Source organism: Mycobacterium sp. E2497 (assembly GCF_001668695.1).
GTDB lineage: Bacteria > Actinomycetota > Actinomycetes > Mycobacteriales > Mycobacteriaceae > Mycobacterium.
This window is the reverse complement of sequence record NZ_LZKD01000286.1, coordinates 22,671-41,538: the sequence shown is the minus strand read 5'-3', so window position 1 is coordinate 41,538 and position 18,868 is coordinate 22,671. Positions and strand designations below refer to the sequence as shown.

Below are 18,868 nucleotides of genomic sequence, written 5' to 3'. Positions count from 1 at the left end.
TGAGGCGCGCGGGTTTTCGGGTGGCGGCCACGACGTGGTGCCGGTCCGCCAGCAGCGCCGTGACCAGCCGCGATCCGACATAGCCGGTGGCGCCTGTGACCAGGATCCGCATACCTTGGACACTAGCCCCGCGGCGATGCGCGCAAACCTAACGGGCACGAGAATCTCTCGTCGCGTACGTAACGCCACGGCGCTTTTCGGGCCGAATTTTCGCCATGCCGTTACGCTCGCGGGGTTGAACCGCCGCGTCGGCGGCACCGTGGGTACAAGGAACCCTCATCCATAGATAGTGGAGACATGTATTACCTGCTGGTCCTGGCAGTCGCCATCGAACGCGTCGCTGAGCTGGTGGTGTCCAACCGGAACGCGCGGTGGTCTTTTGCCCAGGGCGCCAGGGAGTTTGGTCGCCCGCATTACCCGGTGATGGTGCTCATCCACACCGCACTGCTGGTCGGCTGCATTCTCGAGCCGTGGGCGCTGCACCGGCCGTTCATCGGCTGGCTGGGCTGGCCGATGCTGGCGGTGGTGGCGCTCAGCCAGGGCCTGCGCTGGTGGTGCATCGCCACGCTGGGCCGGCGGTGGAACACCCGGGTGATCGTGCTGCCGGATGCCCCGCTCGTGCGCCAGGGCCCCTACCGCTGGCTGCACCATCCCAACTACGTTGCAGTGGTGGCCGAGGGGGTGGCGCTGCCGTTGGTGCACACGGCGTGGCTGACGGCCGCCGTGTTCACGCTGGCCAACGCGGCGTTGCTCAGGGTGCGGCTGCAGGTCGAGAATTCGGCTCTGGGTTACACGTGAGCGATTACGACACCGACCTGTTGATCGTCGGGGGCGGACCCGGGGGCCTGGCCACCGCGTTGCACGCACGCCGGCACGGGCTCTCGGTCATCGTCGCCGACCCGCGCGAGGGCCCCATCGACAAGGCGTGCGGCGAGGGCCTGATGCCCGGCGGGCTCGCCGAGCTCACCTCCCTCGGCGTCGACCCCGCCGGTATGCCCTTTCATGGCATCGCCTATGTCAGCGAACACCGCCGGGCGCAGGCGCGGTTTCACCGCGGGCCCGGCCGGGGGGTGCGACGGACCACGCTGCACGCGGTGCTGGCCGCGCGCGCGAAAGAGCAAGACACCGAATGGCTTCGGGCCCGGGTGACCACCGTGCACCAGGACGCTCGCGGGGTGGCCGCCGCCGGTGTGCGTGCGAGATGGATGGTTGCGGCCGACGGACTGCACTCACAGGTCAGGCGGGCCACCGGAATCGCGGCGACGGCCGGGACACCGCGGCGCTACGGCGTGCGCTGGCACTACCGGGTGCCCGCCTGGTCGGAATTCGTCGAGGTGCACTGGTCGCGTTGGGGTGAGGCGTATGTGACGCCGGTGGAGCCGGACCTGGTCGGCGTCGCGATCCTGTCCCGGGGCCGGCCCGACCTGGGCTGGTTCCCCGGGCTGGCCGGGCGGTTGCAGGGCGCGGCGCGGGGGCCGGCCCGCGGATGTGGCCCGCTGCGGCAGGTCGTGTCCAGGCGGGTCGCGGGGCGGGTGCTCCTGGTGGGCGACGCGGCGGGCTACGAGGACGCGCTGACCGGCGAGGGCATCAGCCTGGCGGTCAAACAAGCTGGCGCCGCCGTCGCCGCGATCGTCGACGAAACGCCCGCGTCGTATGAGCTTGCGTGGCAACGGATCACCCGCAGCTACCGGCTACTCACCCGGGGGCTGGTGCTGGCCAGCGCCCCGCCGGCGACCCGCCGCACCATCGTGCCGGCCTGCGCGCTGCTGCCTGGCGTGTTCCAGCGCGGGGTGAACGTCCTGGCGGGTTAGGCCTGATGGTGGCGACCCGCTTCGCCCGGCTTCGCCGCGCTCGCGATCGCCACTAGCGGGCCTTCCAGACCGGCTCCCGCTTCTCGGCGAAAGCGAGCGGCCCCTCCTTGGCGTCTTCGGACCTGATCAGGATGCTCATTTCGGCCATCGTCCGCGCCCAGCCCGCCTCTTCGTCGGTGATGACACCCTCGTCGACCCCGTAGGCGATGCGCTTGCTGGCCTGCACCGACAGGGGCGCGTTGACGGTGATTCGCGCGGCCAGGGCCAGCGCGGCCTCCAGCACCGTGCCCTCGTCGACGACCTGGTTGATCAGGCCCCACTCGAAGGCGTCGGCGGCGGTGATCGGCTCGCCGGTCAACAGCAGCTCCATCCCCACTTTGCGCGGGAGCTGCTGCACGATCCGGAAGACACCGCCGGCGGCCGCGACGAGCCCGCGTTTGACCTCCGGCAGGCCGAACTGGGCCCGCTCGTCGGCGACCACCAGGTCACTGGCCAGGGCCAGCTCGGTGCCCCCGCCGAACGCGGTGCCGTTGACCGCCGCGATGGTGGGCTTGTCGATGAAGTGATGCACGTAGCCGGCGAAACCCCACTCGCCGTGGTCGGGGTGATACAGGTTCTCCCGGCGGGAGATCGCCTTGAGATCGGCGCCGGCGCAGAACGACTTGTCGCCGGCGCCGGTGATCACCACGGCCCGCACTTCGGGGTCGTGCTGCGCCTCGTCGAGCGCGTCGCCGACGCCGATGCTCACGGCGCCGTTGACGGCGTTGCGGGCCTCGGGCCGATTGATGGTGATCACCATGACGTTGCCGCGGCGTTCGACCAGCACCGCCGGCTGGTCGGCGGGGGCGTCGGTCACAGGAGCTCCACGATGGTGGCGTTGGCCTGGCCGCCGCCCTCGCACATGGTTTGCAGGCCGTAACGAATTCCCTTGTCCCGCATGTGGTAGAGCAGGGTGGTCATCAGCCGCGCGCCCGAGCCGCCAAGCGGGTGACCCAGCGCGATGGCGCCGCCGTTGGGGTTGAGCTTCTTCTCGTCGGCCCCGATGTCCTTGAGCCACGCCAGCGGAACCGGCGCGAACGCCTCGTTCACCTCGTAGGCCCCGATGTCACCGATCGAGAGGCCGGACTTCTTGAGCGCCTTCTGCGTCGCCGGGATGGGCGCCGTCAGCATGATCACCGGGTCGGCGCCGGCCAGTACCGCGGTGTGCACCTTGGCGATCGGCGTGAGGCCCAGTTCCTTGGCCTTCTCGGCCGACATGAACAGCAGGGCGGCCGAACCGTCGGTGATCTGCGAGGAGTTGCCCGCGTGGATCACCCCGTCCTCCTTGAAGGCCGGCTTCAGCGACACCATCTTCTCCATCGGGGTACCGCGGCGGATGCCCTCGTCCTTGAGGACCACGTTCCCGTCCTGATCCTTGATGCCGACGATCTGGTCGTCGAAAGCACCGGAATCCTGTGCGGCGGCGGCCTTTTCGTGCGATCCCAAGGAGAATTCGTCGAGCGCGAGCCGGTCGAAGCCCCACTGTTCGGCGATCATTTCCGCACCGATGCCCTGGTTCGGCGTCCGGTGGTATCTGTCCTTGAAAGCCTGGGGGTACGGGTTGCCGCCGTTGGCCAGCGACGATCCCATCGGCGTCCGTGACATCGACTCGACACCGCCGGCGACGACGACGTCGTAGTGCCCGGCGACCACGCCCGCCGCGGCGAAGTGGATGGACTGCTGGCTCGACCCGCACTGCCGGTCGACGGTCACGCCGGGCACGGTCTCGGGCCAGCCGGCGGCCAGCAGCGCGGTGCGGCCGATGTCGAGGGCCTGCTCGCCCGCCTGCATCACGCAGCCCCAGATGACGTCGTCGACGATTCCCGGGTCGATACCGGCCTTGTCGACCAGCCCATTCAGGACCTGCGCCGACAGGTCGGCCGGGTGCACCCCGGCCAGTCCGCCGTTGCGCTTCCCGAGCGGTGAGCGCACTGCCTCGACGATGACGGCTTCGGCCATGGTTGTGTCTCCTTTGACGCTAGAACCTCAGGTATTGGTGAAAGTGAGCCTTGCGTCGATTGTCAACCAACGCGTTGGGAGGGCGCGTGGCGGGGTGGGTTTGGTTGCGCTCACGGCCGCGCCGAGATCGCCGCGGTGGTCGCGGTCCGACCGCGAAGCGCGACCGTGGCGGCAATCTCGACGAAAGGGTGAAGCCTAAAGGTGCAGCCCTAGCCGGCGGGGTACGCGACCGATTTGATCTCGGTGTACTGGTCGAACCCGGCGACGCCGTTCTGGCGTCCCACACCGCTGTATTTGTAGCCGCCGAAGGGGGTGTCGGCGCCGTACGGCGCGCCGCCGTTGACACCCATGAAGCCGGCCCGGATCCGGCGGGCCACCGCCAGCGAGCGCTCCAGCGAGCCCGACATCACGTTGCCGGCCAGCCCGTACTTGCTGTCGTTGGCGATCCGGATCGCGTCCTCCTCGTCGTCGAACGGGATGACGGCCAGCACCGGCCCGAAGATCTCCTCCTGGGCGATGGTCATCGAGTTGTCGACGTCGGTGAAAAGCGTTGGCCGGACAAAGAATCCCTTGTCGAAGCCGGTCGGCGCGTCGGGGCCGCCGACCAGCGCCGTGGCGCCCTCCTCCACGCCCTTGCGGATGTAGCCCATCACGCGGTTGCGCTGCACCTCGGAGATCACCGGGCCGCACAGCGTTCCCGGGTCCTGCGGGTCGCCGCACGTGACGTTCTCGTAGATGCTCTTCAGAATCTCCACGCCCTCGTCGTAGCGCGACCGCGGCAACAACATCCGGGTCGGGTTCGCACAGCCCTGCCCGGCGTGCATGCACGGCGCGATGCCGATCGCGCAGGCCATCCCGAAATCGGCGTCCTCCAGCACGATGGTGGCCGACTTGCCGCCGAGCTCCAGGAACAGCCGCTTCATGGTCGCGGCGCCCTTCTCCATGATCCGCTGGCCGACCACTGTCGACCCGGTGAACGAGATCAGGTCGACCTTGGGAGACAGCGTGAGTTCTTCGCCGACAAAGTGATCCGACGCGGTGACGACGTTGACGACGCCCGCGGGGATGTCGGTCTTCTCGGCGATCAGCCGGCCGAGCCGGGTCGCGTTGAAGGGCGTGTTGGGCGCCGGCTTGAGCACCACGGTGTTGCCGGTGCCCAGTGCCTGGCCGAGCTTGTTGAGGGTGACCTCGAACGGGAAGTTCCACGGCACGATCGCGCCGACCACACCCACCGGCTCGCGCCAGACCTTGCGGGTGGTCAACGTGCCCGTCAGGCTGACCACCTTGTCGCCCAGGTCGGTTTCCCAGGCGTATTCGTCGATCAGCCTGGCGGGGTAGCGCAGCCCGTCCTCCAGTGGGGCGTCCAGCTGCGGGCCGTACGTGATCGCCCGGGGCGAACCCACCTCCAGGATGAGCTCCTCGCGCAGCTCTTCCTTCTCCGATTCGATCGCTTCGTGCAGTTGCAGCAGGCAGCGCTTACGCAGCTCCCGGTTGGTCGACCAGTCCGACTCGTCGAAGGCCCGCCGAGCGGCGTCGATCGCCCGGTGCATGTCCTCCTTGGATGCGTCGGCGACCTCGCCGAGCGGCTCCTCGGTGGCGGGGTTGATGTTGGTGAAGGTGCCCGCTTGGCCGTCGACGAGCCTGCCGTCGATCATCATCTTCGGCTCGAAACGAACCTTTACAGCCTCGGTCATAACTGTCACTCTCTTCTGAATCGCGGAGGGGCTATGGAGAGCCTTACCGGAAACTAGCCGATTGGCAAGCGACGACCCCTACGGGCCTGGTTATCGGGGTCGAATAGCACCGGCACGGACGTCGGCGAACGGAAAATCTGCCCGCGGATGTGTGGGTCGTCCGCGTCGGGGTCGAGCCGCAGGTTGGGCAACCGGTCGAGCAAGAGGTTGATGGCGGTGCGCATTTCCAGCCGCGCCAGATGCATGCCGAGGCAGACGTGCACGCCATGCCCCCAGCCCAGGTGCGCCCTGGGTGAGCGGAAGATGTCGAACGCGTCCGGATCGGGGTAGCGGTCTTCCTGCCGGTTGGCCGCACCCAGCATCGGCATGACCGTCGAGCCGGCCGGTATCGCCACCCCGCCGAGTTCGGTGTCGCGGGTCGCCACCCGGGTGATGGTCAGCAGCGGCGGTTCCCACCGCACACCCTCCTCGATGGCCTGCGGCAACAGCGACCGGTCGGCGCGGACGGCATCCAGCTGCGCGGGATTCGTCAGCAGCGCGAGCAGCAGGCTGCCCAGTGACCGGTACGTCGTCTCCACCCCGGCGGGCAGCAACAGCCGCAGGAACGAGTAGATCTCCTCGTCCTCGAGCTTCTCCCCGTCGATCTCGGCCTGCGCCAGCGCGCTGATCAGGTCGTCCCTGGGTTCGGCCCGGCGGGACGCGAGGATAGGCGCGAAGTACTCACAGAGCGCTGCCGAGGCGGCCAGGCCGCGTTCGGGATTGAGGATCCAGCTCAGCAATGAGATGGACCACCGCTGGAACTGCGGATAGTCCTCCTCCGGCAGCCCCAGCAGGCCCGCGATGATCCGGCTCGGGTAGTCGAAAGTGAACTCCTTGACCAGATCGGCCTTGCCGTTCGCCGCGAACTCGTCGATCAGGCTATTGCCCACCCGGCCGACCAACTCATCCTGCCAGCGCGCCAACGCCTTCTGCGAGAACGCCTTTGACACCAGCGACCGTAGCCGGCCGTGCACCGGCTCGTCCATGCCGAGCATCACGCGCTCCCCCAGCACCGGGCCGAAGGCTGCGATGACGGCCGCCGACGAGAACGTCTCGTTGTCGCGCAGCATCTGCTGGGCTTCCTCGAAGCGGTAGACGATGAAGACCGGTTTGGACTCCTCATGCGGCATCCCGGACACATCGAGCCGCTGGATGGGCTCCTCGCGGCGCAGCCGAGCCAGTTCTGTGTATGGGTCGCGCACGTCGCCCGAGACCGCGTCGTCGAAGGCGCCAAAGTCCTCCAGGTCGTCGAAAAGCTGTTCCATCAATGCTCCCTCACTTCGCCCTACGGGCCGCCAAGCGCTGCAGGAGCGGCTGCGGCACAATCCGCGCGACGAACACCATCGCGCGCTGTCCTGCTGTCAACGGCCATGCCCCGCCCCGCATGGAACCCTGTTTCGGTATGCCCAGCACGATGCGCGATACGTGGTGCATGCCGGAGGCCGGAAGTATCCTGTTGGCGGCCAACAACATCGAGGCGTCGTGGCCTACACCGCGGCGGCGAAACGGCGCGTGGTCGTCCAGCGCTTTGAGCAGGCCGTCGGTGAACAGCTCGGGCGGCCGGGCCAGTTTCATCGCGGCCCTGCCGCGGCTGTTCATGGTCTGGTGCAGCCGCGCATACGGGCCGCCGAAGTCACGATTGTCGGTGGTGCCCGCATCGGTGATGATCTCCGTGTCGTACATGCCGGCGACCAGAACGGTCACCCCCAGGCCGAACGGCGCGATCTCGCACCCCATCGATTCCCCCCACCGCTCCAGTGCGCCCTTGGCCGCCGAATACGGCGCGGTGGCCGGCTGACCACGCACCCCCGCCGCGCTCGACACCAGGACGATGCGCCCCTGGCCGGCCGCCCGCATTGACGGCAGCAGCGCCTGGGTGAGCGCCACCGGACCCAGGACGCTGGTGGCGAACATGTTCTGCCACAGCGCCATATCAGTCTCCTCGACCATCCCGGCGGCCGAGATCCCCGCATTGTGCACCAGCGCGTAGGGCGCGCCCACGGCTTCCTCGATGGCCTTGGCCGCCGCCGCGATCGACGCCGGATCCAACAGGTCGAGCTGCACGCCGACCAGCCGGTCGTCGTCGTCACGTGCGCCCGCCGCGTCCCGCAGCGACGGGATCCCACGGTCGGGGGTCCGCATGGCCGCGACCACCCGCCAGCCTTCGCGGTACAGGCGCACGGTCGAGACAAACCCCAGACCGCGGGAGGCGCCGGTGATGACGGCGGCGCGCGGCTCAGCCATGCGCACCCGGCGCGGAAGCAGTGGCGCAGGGGCCCTGACCGGGCGCCGGTGGATCGACGTGGGGTCGCCCGTTCGGCTCGCCACTCGCCCAGGTCGACCAGATGCCGACCGAGTACGGCCCCTGGGCTCCGGCCTTCTGGTAATACCCTTGCGGGTCATAGACTTTGGCTTCCGGGTACGGCCAAGGGCATGCCACCGAGGTGGCCGCGTGGCTGACCTTGATCACCCAGAACCACGCCCCGTAGGCGAAATAGGACACGTTGATGATCGCGAACATCATCAGGAACGTGCCGAGCACCGGGCGCGTCGGGAAGATCCTGGCCTTGGCGGCCAGCTTCTCGGCCACCGACTTCCCGGTGTCGTCGCGATAGCAGAGGATCGCCGCGGGCACCATCACGAAGGTCACCGAGAACGACTCCCAGATCAGTGGGAACTGGAACGTGGTGCCGGTGAACACCGAGCCCCACGGGATCACCTGGGAGTAGATGTACATGCCCATGTGGACCAGCTGGATCTCCAGCCACGCATCGAAGACGAAGCCGATCGCACAGGTCAGCAGGCCGAGGCTGACCAGCGGGTGGCGCGACACGAACGCCGTCGGCCCGTACTTGGCCTGCAGCTTGCGCAGGATCCAGATGGCCGGAAAGTACGGGCCGAAATAGAAAGTGACGTAACCGAATACGACGAACGGCTCGACCGTCGGCGACAGCGACACCAGCGGCCAGGATTCCGGCCAGTGAATGAGGTCGGGGTTGTAGACGGCGAACGGGGCCCAGTTCATGATCGGGTCCTGCCACACGATCAGCGTGGTGCACAGGAACATCAGCATCACCGGACTGCCCGGGTTGCGTCGCCAGCCCCGGATGAACACCACGAGCAGGACGAGCAGCATGATGACGGTGGAGATGTGCAGGAAGGTGATGTAGTCCAGGCCGAAGATGAACTTCACCGGGCGGGGGCGGCCTTGCACGTTCGGGTTGGCGACGCGCGGGTCGAGGGCCCCTTCTCCTGAGCGACAGTTCGCGATGAAGAACAGTGCGAACGCAGCGAGCGCGGCGCCGGCGATCCAGCCTCCCCAGCCGCGCCTCTCGCCCGCCCGCGGCCGCGCCGGGTTGTCCTGCGCGGCAAGCGGTGTGGATTGATCGGTGCTCATGGCTTTGGCGACCTCACTCTCCGAAGCGATCGACCAGGTGCGAGTTGGTGCCGTCGGCGTCCAGAGTGCGGGCCACCAGATAGCCGGCGCCCATCCATGCGCGGCGCGTCCATTTGCCGAAGGAGACGCGCGTGCCGGGGGCGCCCGATGCGGCGGGCATCATCTTCACCCGCTCCAAAGCCTCGTTGACCCCGCGCGGGCTGAGCGGGTGCGCATCGGCGAACGCGCGGACGAGCGTCGTGGCAACGTCATGGTTGACCACCGATACGCAGTACTCGGGCCGGCTGCCGTTGTACTTCTGCGCGTACCGGTCCAGGAAGTCCTGGCCGAGCCGGTTCTCCTCGTCGTACTGGTCTACCCCGACCCAGCCCATGAACGCTTCCCACATGATCGGGTTCACCCACGCGTTTTGAAATGCGGTGGTGGTGAATCGCGGCGGATCCCAATCGACGGCCTGCAGCGCGGGGTTGATGAAGACGATGCCGAAGCCGAAGCCCAGATGCACGATCGCCTCGGCCTTGGCCTCGTGCAGCGTGCGGACGGAGTCGTTGATGTCCTGCGCGGTCTGGGCGATCGCCGCCTCCGCGACGATGCGAATCCCCTTGCGGCGGCAAGCGCTTCGCAGATTCTTCAGGTAGCTCTCACCGATCAGGTTCTGTTCCACGAGGACACCGATTTCGGAAAGCCCGCGTTTGGCGACGAGGTCGGCGATGAAGATCGGCTCGTCGGTCATCGAGCCCTGCGGGAACGCGAACGTCCAGTCGCCCAGCCAGTCGTCGGTGCCGGTGACGCTGATCGCCGGCACCTTGAACCGGTCCTCGATCGCCTCGCGGGTCGGCACGCAGTTGTCGGTGATGTGCGGTCCGAACACCACCAGACAGCCTTCCTCGACGAGCTCGCCGAACGCGTCGATCACGGCCTTGACCGAACCCTTGGGCAAGCCCTCCACCTCGCGGTAGACCATTTGCACCGGGCGATCGATCACGCCCTGTTCATGGGCTTCGTGGAAGACGAGGTCGAAGCACCGGGTGAAACTCGCCATCAGTTCCTCGGGGAAACCCGGTGGCAGCGTGAAGTCCATCAGGTAGCCGACCTTGATCGGCTCAGCGCTGCTTTCGTAGGACATTCGACCTCCCCGTGAAAAACTCACGCTCGCCATTCATTTCGCGGACCCGTCCAGATAGATCTCGATCATCTCGCCCAGGGCCCTGCCCACCGCCGCGTCGTCGGTGAGCGGTCCCGCGATCGCGGCGCGCGCCGCCTCGCGCATCGTCAGCCCTTCCGCGACCAGCTTGCCCGCGGCGATCAGCACGCGCGTCGACGCGACCTCGCGCAGCCCACCGGTTTCCAGCCTCCGGATGGCTTGCCCGAAACGCACCAGCTCGGCGGCGGTGCCACCACCCACGCCGGCCTCATGTGCGACGATCCCCTCCTCGACATCGGCTGGGGGGAAGTCGAATTCGATGGCGACCATCCGCTGCCGGGTCGAGTCCTTGAGGTCCTTCAGCACGCTCTGATAACCCGGGTTGTAGGACACCACCAGGCCAAATCCCGGCGCCGCGTCCAACGTGACGCCCAGCCGTTCGATCGGCAGCTGCCGCCGGTGATCCGCAAGCGGGTGCAACACCACGGTGGTGTCCTGCCGCGCCTCCACCACCTCGTCGAGGTAGCAGATCGCCCCCTCTCGCACCGCCCGCGTCAGCGGGCCGTCCACCCAGACGGTCTCGTCTCCCTGCAGCAGATACCGGCCCACCAGATCGGCCGTGGTCAGGTCGTCATGGCACGCGACCGTGATCAGTGGCCGGCCGAGATCGTGGGCCATCGCCTCGACGAATCGGGTCTTGCCGCAACCCGTCGGCCCCTTCAGAACGACAGCCAGGCCCTGGCGGTGGGCCGCCGTGAAGACGACCTCCTCGCCGCCGATCGCCCGGTAGTAGGGCCGGGCCCCCTCCGCCCCAGGGATCGCGCCGTTCCGGCGCGCAAGCCCGGACTCGTTGTCCATAGCTTCCCTTCTGCCCCCACGGTGGAATCGAGCCTATCGTGGAACAGATGTTTGTTTCAAGAGCTCTGACTAGCATGTTCACGACTCGAGCCTGAAACCCGCGGCTACCGCGCCTCCCGGCTACGGACCTCGACCGAGCGCAGCGCGGACCGGAACAGCGGCCCGATCACGGCGGCGAGTTGGTCCGGGCGCGCGATGGTGGCGTGCGCGGCGCCACCGAACACCCGGCGCAGCGACTGCACGTCCGTACCCGCGCCGATGGTCAGGCATACACAGCCGATGCCGCGCCGGCGAGCCTCGGCCAGGGCCCGGCGCGCGTCGGCCGCGCCGTAGGCCCGCTCGTACCCGTGGTCGTACGCGAGCCCGTCGGAGAGCACCACCAGCAGCCGCCGTGTCGTGCCTCCGCCCGCGTCCAGCACCGCCGACCCGTGCCGGATGGCCGCACCGAGACGGGAGTACGCCCCGGGCTCAATACTGTTGAGCCGCTTCATGACTCGGGTGTCGAGGTGCTCGTCGAATCGTTTGACCGGCACCACGTTGACCGCGCCCCGGCCCTGCGAGTAATAGGCGTAGAGCGCAACCCGGTCACCCAGGTCGTGGAGCGCGACCGCGAGCTGGGCGACCGCCACGCGCTGCTGTTCGTGCACCGTTCGCCCGACCGTGCCAGGCTCCGCGGCCGAGCCCGACACATCGAGCAACAGCAGCACCGACAGGTCACGCCTGCGGCGCAGGCTGTCCAGGTACACCGCCTCGCCGGGCACCGAACCGGCCAAGGCTTCGACGCGGGCCTCGACCGCCGCGTCGATGTCGATGTCGTCGCCCTGCGACTGCCGGTGGCGCCGGTGCAGACCCATGCCCAGCCGGGACAGCGGTCGGCGCACGCCGATGGCGGCTTCGATCGCATGCGCCGCCGACGGTTTGATCTCGGCCTCGATCTCGCGCACGGTGCACCACGCGGGCCGGTACATCCTGCGCGCGACATCCCATTCCGGGTAGGTGACGCCATCCGTGGACGCCGGCTGCTCTTCACCGTCCTCACCCGACGTGGCCGCCAGCGACGTCACCGCGTCCAATCCGCGCTTGGCGGAGTTGGTCCGGTGCGTCGGGGTGTCCGCGCCGGGCGGCCCCCCACCGCTCCCGGTCTTGCGCGCCGACGAGAACATCTTCTTCAGCCACTTGCCGATGAAACCACCGCCACCCACCGGGCTGGTGAACATATCGGGATCGTCGCAATCGTCCGCCTCGTCGTCGTCGAGTTCTTTCAATTCGTTGGCGCCGTTGCTCCTCGGGATGTGCCCGGGTTGTTCCTTGTCCCGCTGTGCGGCCACCCGGTCGGATGCGGCCAGCACCTTGGCCGCACGAATGACACCGAATTCCGGTGCGGGGTCGTCGATCGCCGCGCGTCCCTGCGCGATCCGCAGCGAAGCGGCGGGGGAATCGCTGCGACTGGCAGTGTCCCGGTTTGCCACGGACGCAAGGACGCCTGGCAGCAGGTGGCCGTTGGCGGCGAGCGCCCGGTGCCCCTCCACCGCCAAATAACGTTTGGCCAGCCGAGGGCGGCGCAGCAGCGAGCGTACGACGCCCGGGTCCAGGCTGCCGGCCGCGATCATCGAGGCTTGCACGGCAACGGCTTCGAGCCGCCCGCGGGCGCTCGCGCTGGCGTCGACGTGGATGGTCTGGCCGTCGGTCCACGGCGGATCCGCCGGCCGGGATTGAGCCACCGCCACGGCTCGGCCCGCCAACGCGGATGCGAGCATTCCGAGGCCCCGCAGCCGGTCACCGCGAACGTCGGTGGACACGCTTACTCTCCGAACGGCTTGGACGACGTTGACCAAATATCTGTTCCACCGTAGAGTCCGGTGCCACCGCGGTCAATCGAGACAACGATGCGCGCGACGCAACGGCAGCTCATCGGCGCCGGTTCGACCTTGTTGACCAACGATGTGCTCAACCGTAAAGTCCGGCTTGGCCACCGGTTCAAGGGGCTGACGAGCCAAAGACGCTGAAGACAGAGGGACGTGGACTTCTCATACCCGGCGGAAGTGGAAGAGTTCCGCATCGAGCTGCGCGAGTGGCTGTCCGCGAACCTGACCGACGAGCTGGTGGCCGGTCGGCGGCCCGCCGGGCGTGACGACGCCGCGATCGAGGTGCTGCGCGCGTGGAGCGCGGCGATGGCCGACGCGGGCTGGGCCGCGGTCTCCTGGCCTCGTGAGTACGGCGGCCGCGGCGCGACGATTCTCGAGCAGCTGGTCTACACCGAGGAAACCACCCGGGCTCGAGCCCCGATGCCACTCAACGTCATTGGGCTGAACAACATCGCGCCGGCCATCATGCAATACGGCACCGAAGCCCAAAAGCTCACGCTGCTCCCCCGGATGATGCGCGCCGACGACATCTGGTGCCAAGGGATGTCGGAACCCGAAGCGGGGTCCGATCTCGCCGCACTACGGACCCGCGCGGTGCGCGACGGTGACGACTTCGTCGTCACCGGGCAAAAGATCTGGACCTCGCTCGGTCATCGAGCGGACTGGTGCCAGCTGTACGTGCGCACCGACCCCGACGCGCCGAAGCACAAGGGCATATCCTGCCTGATCGTCGACATGAGGTTGCCGGGCATCGAAGCCCGCCCGCTGGTGACCCTCAACGGCGACGCCGACTTCGCCGAGGTGTTCTTCCACGACGTGCGGGTCCCCGCGGACGCGTTGCTCGGACCGCTGAACGCGGGCTGGCAGGTCGCCACCACGACGCTCAGCCACGAACGGGCCGGGGCCGCACGGCTCTACGCCGAAATGCAAGTGCGGCTAGACGAACTGGTGGACGACATCGCCACGCACACCGACGCGCTCGAAGATCCCGTGACACTGCGCCGCCTCGGCGAAATCGCGCTCCGCATCAAGTATCTCGAAGTCCTGTGCCAGCGGTCGATCTCGGCCACGCTGCATGGCGGTGACGCCTTCGGATCGGCGAGCCTCGCCAAGACCGTGTGGGGTGAGATCGGACAGGAGATGGCCGCGCTGGGGTTTGACGTGCTGGGCACGAGCGATGCCGGCGCGCCGTGGGCGAGCTACCGCCTGACGTCGCGCTCGCTCACCATCGCCGGCGGCACCAGCCAGATCAACAAGAACATCACCGCCCAGCGGGTACTCGGGTTGCCGCGCAAATGAACCTCGAATTTTCCGACGAGCAGGTCGCGCTGCGCGACACGACCCGCCGTTATCTCGGCGAAAAGGCATCGATCTCCGGCCATGTGCGTCCGCTGCTCGACGACCCGACCGGCACCACGCAACCCGTGTGGCGCGGCCTGGCCGACCTCGGGACCACCGGCCTGCTGGTGCCGGAGGCAAACGGTGGTGCCGGCATGACGATGGTCGAGGCCGGAATCGTGGCCGAAGAATTGGGCGCAGCACTGCATCCGGGGCCGTGGTTGTCGACCGCGGTCGCCGCCGCCCGGGCGCTGACCCGGCTCGGCGCCACCAACACGGCGGCCGAGCTGCTGGCCGGCATCGCCGACGGCAGTACGATCGCCACCGTCTGCTTCCCGGACGCCAAAAACGGTTCGATCGCCGCGAGCGGGCAAGACGGCGAGGTGTCTTTGCGCGGCGAGATCACCGCCGTCCCCGACGCCGCCGCCGCGGACGTCCTCTTGGTGCTCGCCGAGGAGGACGGCCACCTCGAGCTGTTCGCGGTGCCGTCCGGCGCGACCGGTGTTTCGGTCGAACTCGAGCGCGGTATCGACCAGACCCGCAAGCACTTCCACATCACGTTGGACGCAGCGCCCGCGCGACGACTCGCCTCGGCGTCCCCGGAAGACCTCGCGGCGGTGATCGATGACACGCTGATCGCCACCGCCGCCGACGCCCTCGGCGCCGCGCGCACGGTGATGGACATGGCCGTCGAATATGCGAAGACCAGAACGCAATTCGGTCAGCCGATCGGCTCCTTCCAGGCCGTCCAGCATCTCTGCGTCGACATGTACGAGACCGTGGAGCTGGCCCGCAGCGGCGTGATCCATGCCCTGTGGGCCGCCGACAACGCCGACCATGACGAGCGGCACGTTGCCGCGCTGCGGGCGAAGGCGTTCGCCGGACGGCTGGCCACCGTCGGCGACACCGCGATCCAGGTGTTCGGCGGGATCGGCTACACCTGGGAACACGACGCGCACCTGTACCTCAAGCGCCTGCTGAGCTGGAGCGCCTTCCGCGGCGGCTCGGACCGGTACCTCGTCGAACTCGGTGCGCGCCTTGCGAACAGGGGCGGACGCTGAATATGCCGGGCACCCGCTCAGCGCCACCCGCCCAGCGCCGACGATGCTCGGCGGAAGCGCAGCCCGCGGCGAGCCCGGCCTGAGGACGTGGCCCGTCACCGCTGTTACGCAGCGGATTCGCCGGCGCCGGTCTGATAGCCTCTAACAAAGATTTGGTTGGCGAGAGGGGCGAATGCGCATGTTTGCCGGTCCGCAGTCGTCCGGGCGTGCACACCGCTGATCATGCCGAGAGCCGAGTCGTTGAAGGCAAGTCTCCCAGCCGAATTCGGTACCCGACGGACCGAGATCCTCACCACGGCGGCCACGTTGATCGCACAGTCGGGATTGCGGACCTCGCTGCAGGAGATCGCCGACGCGGCCGGCATCCTTCCCGGTAGCCTCTATCACCACTTCGAGTCCAAAGAGGCGATCCTCATCGAGTTGATCCGCCGCTATCAGGACGACCTGGAGCGCATCGGGCAAGCTGCGCAAGCGAAGTTGGACAACGCCGATCCCCGCCCGGTTCGCGAGCAGATCGTCGAACTGGGCTCGGCGATTGCGGACTGCGCCGTGCGGCATCGCGCCGCGCTGCAGATGTCGTTCTACGAGGGACCGAGCACGGATCCGGAGTTGATGAAGCTGACACAGCAGCGGCCCGTGGCGATTCAGGAGGCGATGCTGCAGACGCTGCGCGCGGGGCGGTCGAGCGGATACATCAAATCCGACATCGACCTGCCCACGTTGGCCGACCGCATCTGCCAAACCATGCTGCAGGTCGGTCTCGACGTGATGCGCCACAAGTCGCCCACCGACCAGGTGGCCGATCTGCTCTGTCGAATCACGTTGGAAGGGTTGGCGACGCGGCCACCCGCCGACTCGGCGCTCGACGGGTCCCCTGCTTTCGCCGCCGCCAGCGCGGTCATCGACACCTGGCCGGACGACAGCGACGCCGACCCCAGCGACAAAGCGGCGCACGTGCGCGCGGTGGCGCGAGCGGAATTCGGCCGTAAGGGCTACGAGGCCACCACCATCAGGGACATCGCGTCGGCGGCCGGCCTCGGCACGGGCACCGTCTATCGGGCGATCGGCTCGAAGGACGAACTCCTCGCCTCGATCATGGAATCGTTCGGCAGGAAGGTCGAGGCGGGTTGGGTCGGCGTCCTGCGCTCGAACGCCACGCCCATCGCGAAACTGGACGCGTTGAGCTGGGTCAACGTCAATGCACTCGATCGGTTTTCGGACGAGTTCCGGATTCAGCTCGCCTGGATGCGCCAATCGCCGCCGGACACTCCCAACCCCGGCTGGTTGTACGCCACGCGGCTCCGGCAGATGAAAACGCTTCTTTCCGAAGGCATCCGCTCCGGGGAGATCACCGTCGACGCCCCGTCCACCGCGATGCTGGCCCGATGCGTCATCGGCCTGCAGTGGATACCGGAGAACATCCTGGCCGAGGTCGGCAAACGCGCCGCGCTGGTGCACGCCCGCGACACGGTCTTGCGTGGCGTCGCGGTTCGCGCCAAGTGGGTCGCCAAATAGGTATTGAACCAAAAAACTGTTACCCATACAGTTGGGCGATTAGAACCGCGTTAGCAGTGAGCGAGAAGGGGATTTCCATGACTGTTGTCGATCGGCTGCGCTACGACGGAAAGCGGGCTCTCGTCGTCGGCGGCGCCACCGGCATGGGCGCGGCGGCGGCCAAGTCGGCAGCCGAGCTCGGCGCCGAAGTGATCGTGATGGACTACGCGCCGGTGAACTACGACGTCGCGAAGGCCATTCAGGTGGACCTGCGCGACCCCGCATCGATCGACTCTGCGCTCGAGCAGCTCGACGGTCCGATCCACGCCGTCTTCTCGGCCGCCGGCATCGCGGACGGGACCACCGACCTGATGGCGATCAACTTCATCGGTCACCGCCACCTGATCGACCGCCTGCTCGAGAAGAACCAGCTTCCCCCGGGCTCGGCGATCTGCTTCATCTCCTCGGTCGCCGGGATGGGTTGGGAGAACGACCTGGAGCTGCTGACGGAGTTCCTCGCCACGCCGGACTTCGCGTCGGCCCAAGAGTGGGTCAAGGCGCACGAATCAGAAGGCATCATCCACTATGGCTTTTCCAAGAAGGTGGTCAACGCCTACGTCGCGACCCAGGGCTACCCGCTGCTCAAGAAGGGCATCCGGATCAACGCGATCTGCCCGGGTCCCACCGACACCCCCCTGGCCCAGGCCAACGCCGACCTCTGGCTCACCTTCGCGCAGGACTACCGCGACGAGACCGGATCGAAGGTGCACACCCCCGAGCAGATGGGTGACGTCATGGCGTTCCTCAACAGCGCCGCCGCCTTCGGCATCAGCGGGATCACGCTGCTGGTGGACTACGGGCACACCATGGCCTCGCTCACGGGCGCGTACCCGCCCGGGAAGCCGATCATCGATCTGATCATGGGGCGGGTGAAGCTCTAGCGGGGCTAGCTCGCGTCGACACCGATGAGTAGGCGTTTCGGGCTGCGGCCGAGGATGCGGCGCCACGCAATGTCGGCGGGGTCCTGCCCCAAGTGCAGGCCGGGCCGTGCGGCGAGCAGGGCCCGTACGCACTCCTCCACGGCGACTTTCGCGAGCGAGGTACCCAGGCAGTAGTGCGCACCGGCGCCGAAGTTCATCAGCCGGGGCGTGCCCGCACGCATGAACCGCTCGGGATCGAAGCGGTCCGGCGACGGCCACGCAGCGGCGTCACGGCATGCCGAGGCGATGCACAGCAGAACAATCGATCCCGCCGGGATGGTCGTGCCGTGTAGGTCAATCGGCTCGACGGCGGTGCGCGGAATGAGGGGGATGCTGGGCTCGAGGCGCATGGTCTCGGCGACCGCGCTGGCAAGCCGGACGTCGTCGCCCGCTACCCCGGCAAGGCGGTCGCGGTGCTGCAACGCCACCAGCAGGCTGCACGGTATCTGACTGCCCGTCGTGTCGTGGCCGGCGACAAGAAGATTCGCGATCATCGCCACGGTCTCGTCGCGGCTGAGCCAGTCACCGTCGGCCGCTGCGGTCAGCAAGGCGGTGATGAGATCGGGACGGGGATCTTCGGTTCGACGCTGCGCCAGCGCCTCGATATAGCGCTGCAACTCGACGATCGCTCGCGTCGCCCCCGCGATCTGGTCGGGTGTCATCACGTAGAAAACCGGGCTCAGGGCATCCGCCCATCGCGTGAATGCGCCGACATCGCCGTCCGGGACTCCGAGGAGGCGGCAGATTAACCGGGTTGCCAGCCCCGCGCAGGACGCCACCAGATCTCCCCCGTCCAGCGTTGCAGAAGCGATGGCGGCAGCGGCCATGCCCGCTGCGGTCGACCTCAGCCCCTCGACGGAGCGCGGCGTGAAGGCACGGGACACCAGCGACCGAAGGCGGCGATGGGAGTCACCCTCGGTGGTGAACATCAGCCTGCTGTACCAGTCGCGCAGTGGGCCGTCGCTGATACCCATGACGTCGAACAGGGCCAGCCCGATGCCCTTCAGCCGCTCGTCGCGGGCCAGTGTTTCAACGTCGCATTGACGCAACACCACCGTCGCGCCCGTGATCTCGTCGGTAGCCAACGGTCCCTGTCGCGCCGCCTCGGCGAGTACCTCGTGCATCCCTGTGGCGAAGCTACCGGTCAGGTCCACCATAGTTGTGGAACTCATACCTCACTTCCCTCCAA

At 68.1% G+C, this 18,868-nt stretch carries 17 protein-coding genes; 6 read left to right on the top strand and 11 right to left on the bottom strand.

All coding sequences use genetic code 11. From position 1 onward, the window contains the following. Positions 1-112: NAD-dependent epimerase/dehydratase family protein (locus A5713_RS28555; RefSeq protein ID WP_156752042.1), on the bottom strand; the 112-nt coding region annotated here is incomplete at its 3' end. A 185-nt stretch (positions 113-297) separates the two neighbouring features. Here A5713_RS28555 and A5713_RS26350 point away from each other — a divergent pair. Together A5713_RS26350 and A5713_RS26345 are read left to right on the top strand one after the other, a co-directional pair. Then, on the top strand, positions 298-798 hold the full coding sequence (locus A5713_RS26350) for an isoprenylcysteine carboxyl methyltransferase family protein (protein ID WP_067920865.1): 501 nt from the start codon (positions 298-300) through the stop codon (positions 796-798). Beyond that, positions 795-1,811: an NAD(P)/FAD-dependent oxidoreductase gene (locus tag A5713_RS26345; protein WP_068099170.1), complete on the top strand. Its 1,017-nt coding sequence runs from the start codon at positions 795-797 to the stop codon at positions 1,809-1,811. The genes A5713_RS26350 and A5713_RS26345 overlap by 4 nt, the downstream gene beginning before the upstream one ends. 52 nt (positions 1,812-1,863) lie before the next feature. Here the strand turns inward: A5713_RS26345 and A5713_RS26340 are convergent, their stop codons facing one another. The 9 genes from A5713_RS26340 to A5713_RS26300 all read right to left on the bottom strand — a co-directional run bounded on the left by A5713_RS26340 (position 1,864) and on the right by A5713_RS26300 (position 12,698). Continuing rightward, positions 1,864-2,667 carry a crotonase/enoyl-CoA hydratase family protein gene (locus A5713_RS26340; protein WP_082973168.1) on the bottom strand — a complete coding sequence of 268 codons (804 nt, stop codon included), beginning with the start codon at positions 2,665-2,667 and terminating at the stop codon, positions 1,864-1,866. Beyond that, on the bottom strand, positions 2,664-3,809 hold the full coding sequence (locus A5713_RS26335; RefSeq protein WP_068099169.1) for a thiolase family protein: 1,146 nt from the start codon (positions 3,807-3,809) through the stop codon (positions 2,664-2,666). Before A5713_RS26335 ends, A5713_RS26340 begins: the two co-directional genes overlap by 4 nt. A 209-nt stretch (positions 3,810-4,018) precedes the next feature. Then, positions 4,019-5,503: an aldehyde dehydrogenase family protein gene (locus A5713_RS26330; RefSeq protein WP_068099168.1), complete on the bottom strand. Its 1,485-nt coding sequence runs from the start codon at positions 5,501-5,503 to the stop codon at positions 4,019-4,021. A 53-nt stretch (positions 5,504-5,556) separates the two neighbouring features. Next, a complete protein-coding gene (locus tag A5713_RS26325; RefSeq protein WP_068099167.1) occupies positions 5,557-6,807 on the bottom strand; it encodes a cytochrome P450 in 1,251 nt (416 codons plus the stop codon). Positions 6,808-6,817: 10 nt separating this feature from the next. After that, complete coding sequence (locus A5713_RS26320; RefSeq protein ID WP_068099166.1) at positions 6,818-7,786, bottom strand: SDR family NAD(P)-dependent oxidoreductase; 969 nt, start codon at positions 7,784-7,786, stop codon at positions 6,818-6,820. Continuing rightward, the gene (locus A5713_RS26315) at positions 7,779-8,939 is read right to left on the bottom strand and encodes a spirocyclase AveC family protein (protein ID WP_068099165.1); all 1,161 of its coding nucleotides are present in this window, start codon (positions 8,937-8,939) and stop codon (positions 7,779-7,781) included. Before A5713_RS26315 ends, A5713_RS26320 begins: the two co-directional genes overlap by 8 nt. Positions 8,940-8,952: 13 nt before the next feature. Next, positions 8,953-10,065, bottom strand: coding sequence for an ABC transporter substrate-binding protein (locus A5713_RS26310; protein WP_068099164.1), 1,113 nt, complete (start codon positions 10,063-10,065; stop codon positions 8,953-8,955). Between the two features lie 33 nt (positions 10,066-10,098). Beyond that, the gene (locus A5713_RS26305) at positions 10,099-10,941 is read right to left on the bottom strand and encodes a CbbQ/NirQ/NorQ/GpvN family protein (RefSeq protein ID WP_068099163.1); all 843 of its coding nucleotides are present in this window, start codon (positions 10,939-10,941) and stop codon (positions 10,099-10,101) included. A gap of 104 nt (positions 10,942-11,045) precedes the next feature. Continuing rightward, positions 11,046-12,698 carry a nitric oxide reductase activation protein NorD gene (locus A5713_RS26300; RefSeq protein WP_082973169.1) on the bottom strand — a complete coding sequence of 551 codons (1,653 nt, stop codon included), beginning with the start codon at positions 12,696-12,698 and terminating at the stop codon, positions 11,046-11,048. A 261-nt stretch (positions 12,699-12,959) separates the two neighbouring features. On the opposite strand from A5713_RS26300, the gene A5713_RS26295 reads away from it, so the two are divergent. From A5713_RS26295 to A5713_RS26280, 4 genes are all read left to right on the top strand, one after another. Then, positions 12,960-14,105 carry an acyl-CoA dehydrogenase family protein gene (locus tag A5713_RS26295; RefSeq protein WP_068099161.1) on the top strand — a complete coding sequence of 382 codons (1,146 nt, stop codon included), beginning with the start codon at positions 12,960-12,962 and terminating at the stop codon, positions 14,103-14,105. Continuing rightward, positions 14,102-15,205: an acyl-CoA dehydrogenase family protein gene (locus A5713_RS26290; protein ID WP_068099160.1), complete on the top strand. Its 1,104-nt coding sequence runs from the start codon at positions 14,102-14,104 to the stop codon at positions 15,203-15,205. The genes A5713_RS26295 and A5713_RS26290 overlap by 4 nt, the downstream gene beginning before the upstream one ends. A gap of 222 nt (positions 15,206-15,427) precedes the next feature. Further along, the gene (locus A5713_RS26285) at positions 15,428-16,720 is read left to right on the top strand and encodes a TetR/AcrR family transcriptional regulator (RefSeq protein ID WP_068099159.1); all 1,293 of its coding nucleotides are present in this window, start codon (positions 15,428-15,430) and stop codon (positions 16,718-16,720) included. Positions 16,721-16,797: 77 nt separating this feature from the next. Then, positions 16,798-17,640, top strand: coding sequence for an SDR family oxidoreductase (locus tag A5713_RS26280; RefSeq protein ID WP_067924647.1), 843 nt, complete (start codon positions 16,798-16,800; stop codon positions 17,638-17,640). Between the two features lie 5 nt (positions 17,641-17,645). Here A5713_RS26280 and A5713_RS26275 read toward each other — a convergent pair whose 3' ends face one another. Beyond that, on the bottom strand, positions 17,646-18,851 hold the full coding sequence (locus A5713_RS26275; protein WP_082973167.1) for a cytochrome P450: 1,206 nt from the start codon (positions 18,849-18,851) through the stop codon (positions 17,646-17,648). Positions 18,852-18,868: the final 17 nt, after the last annotated feature.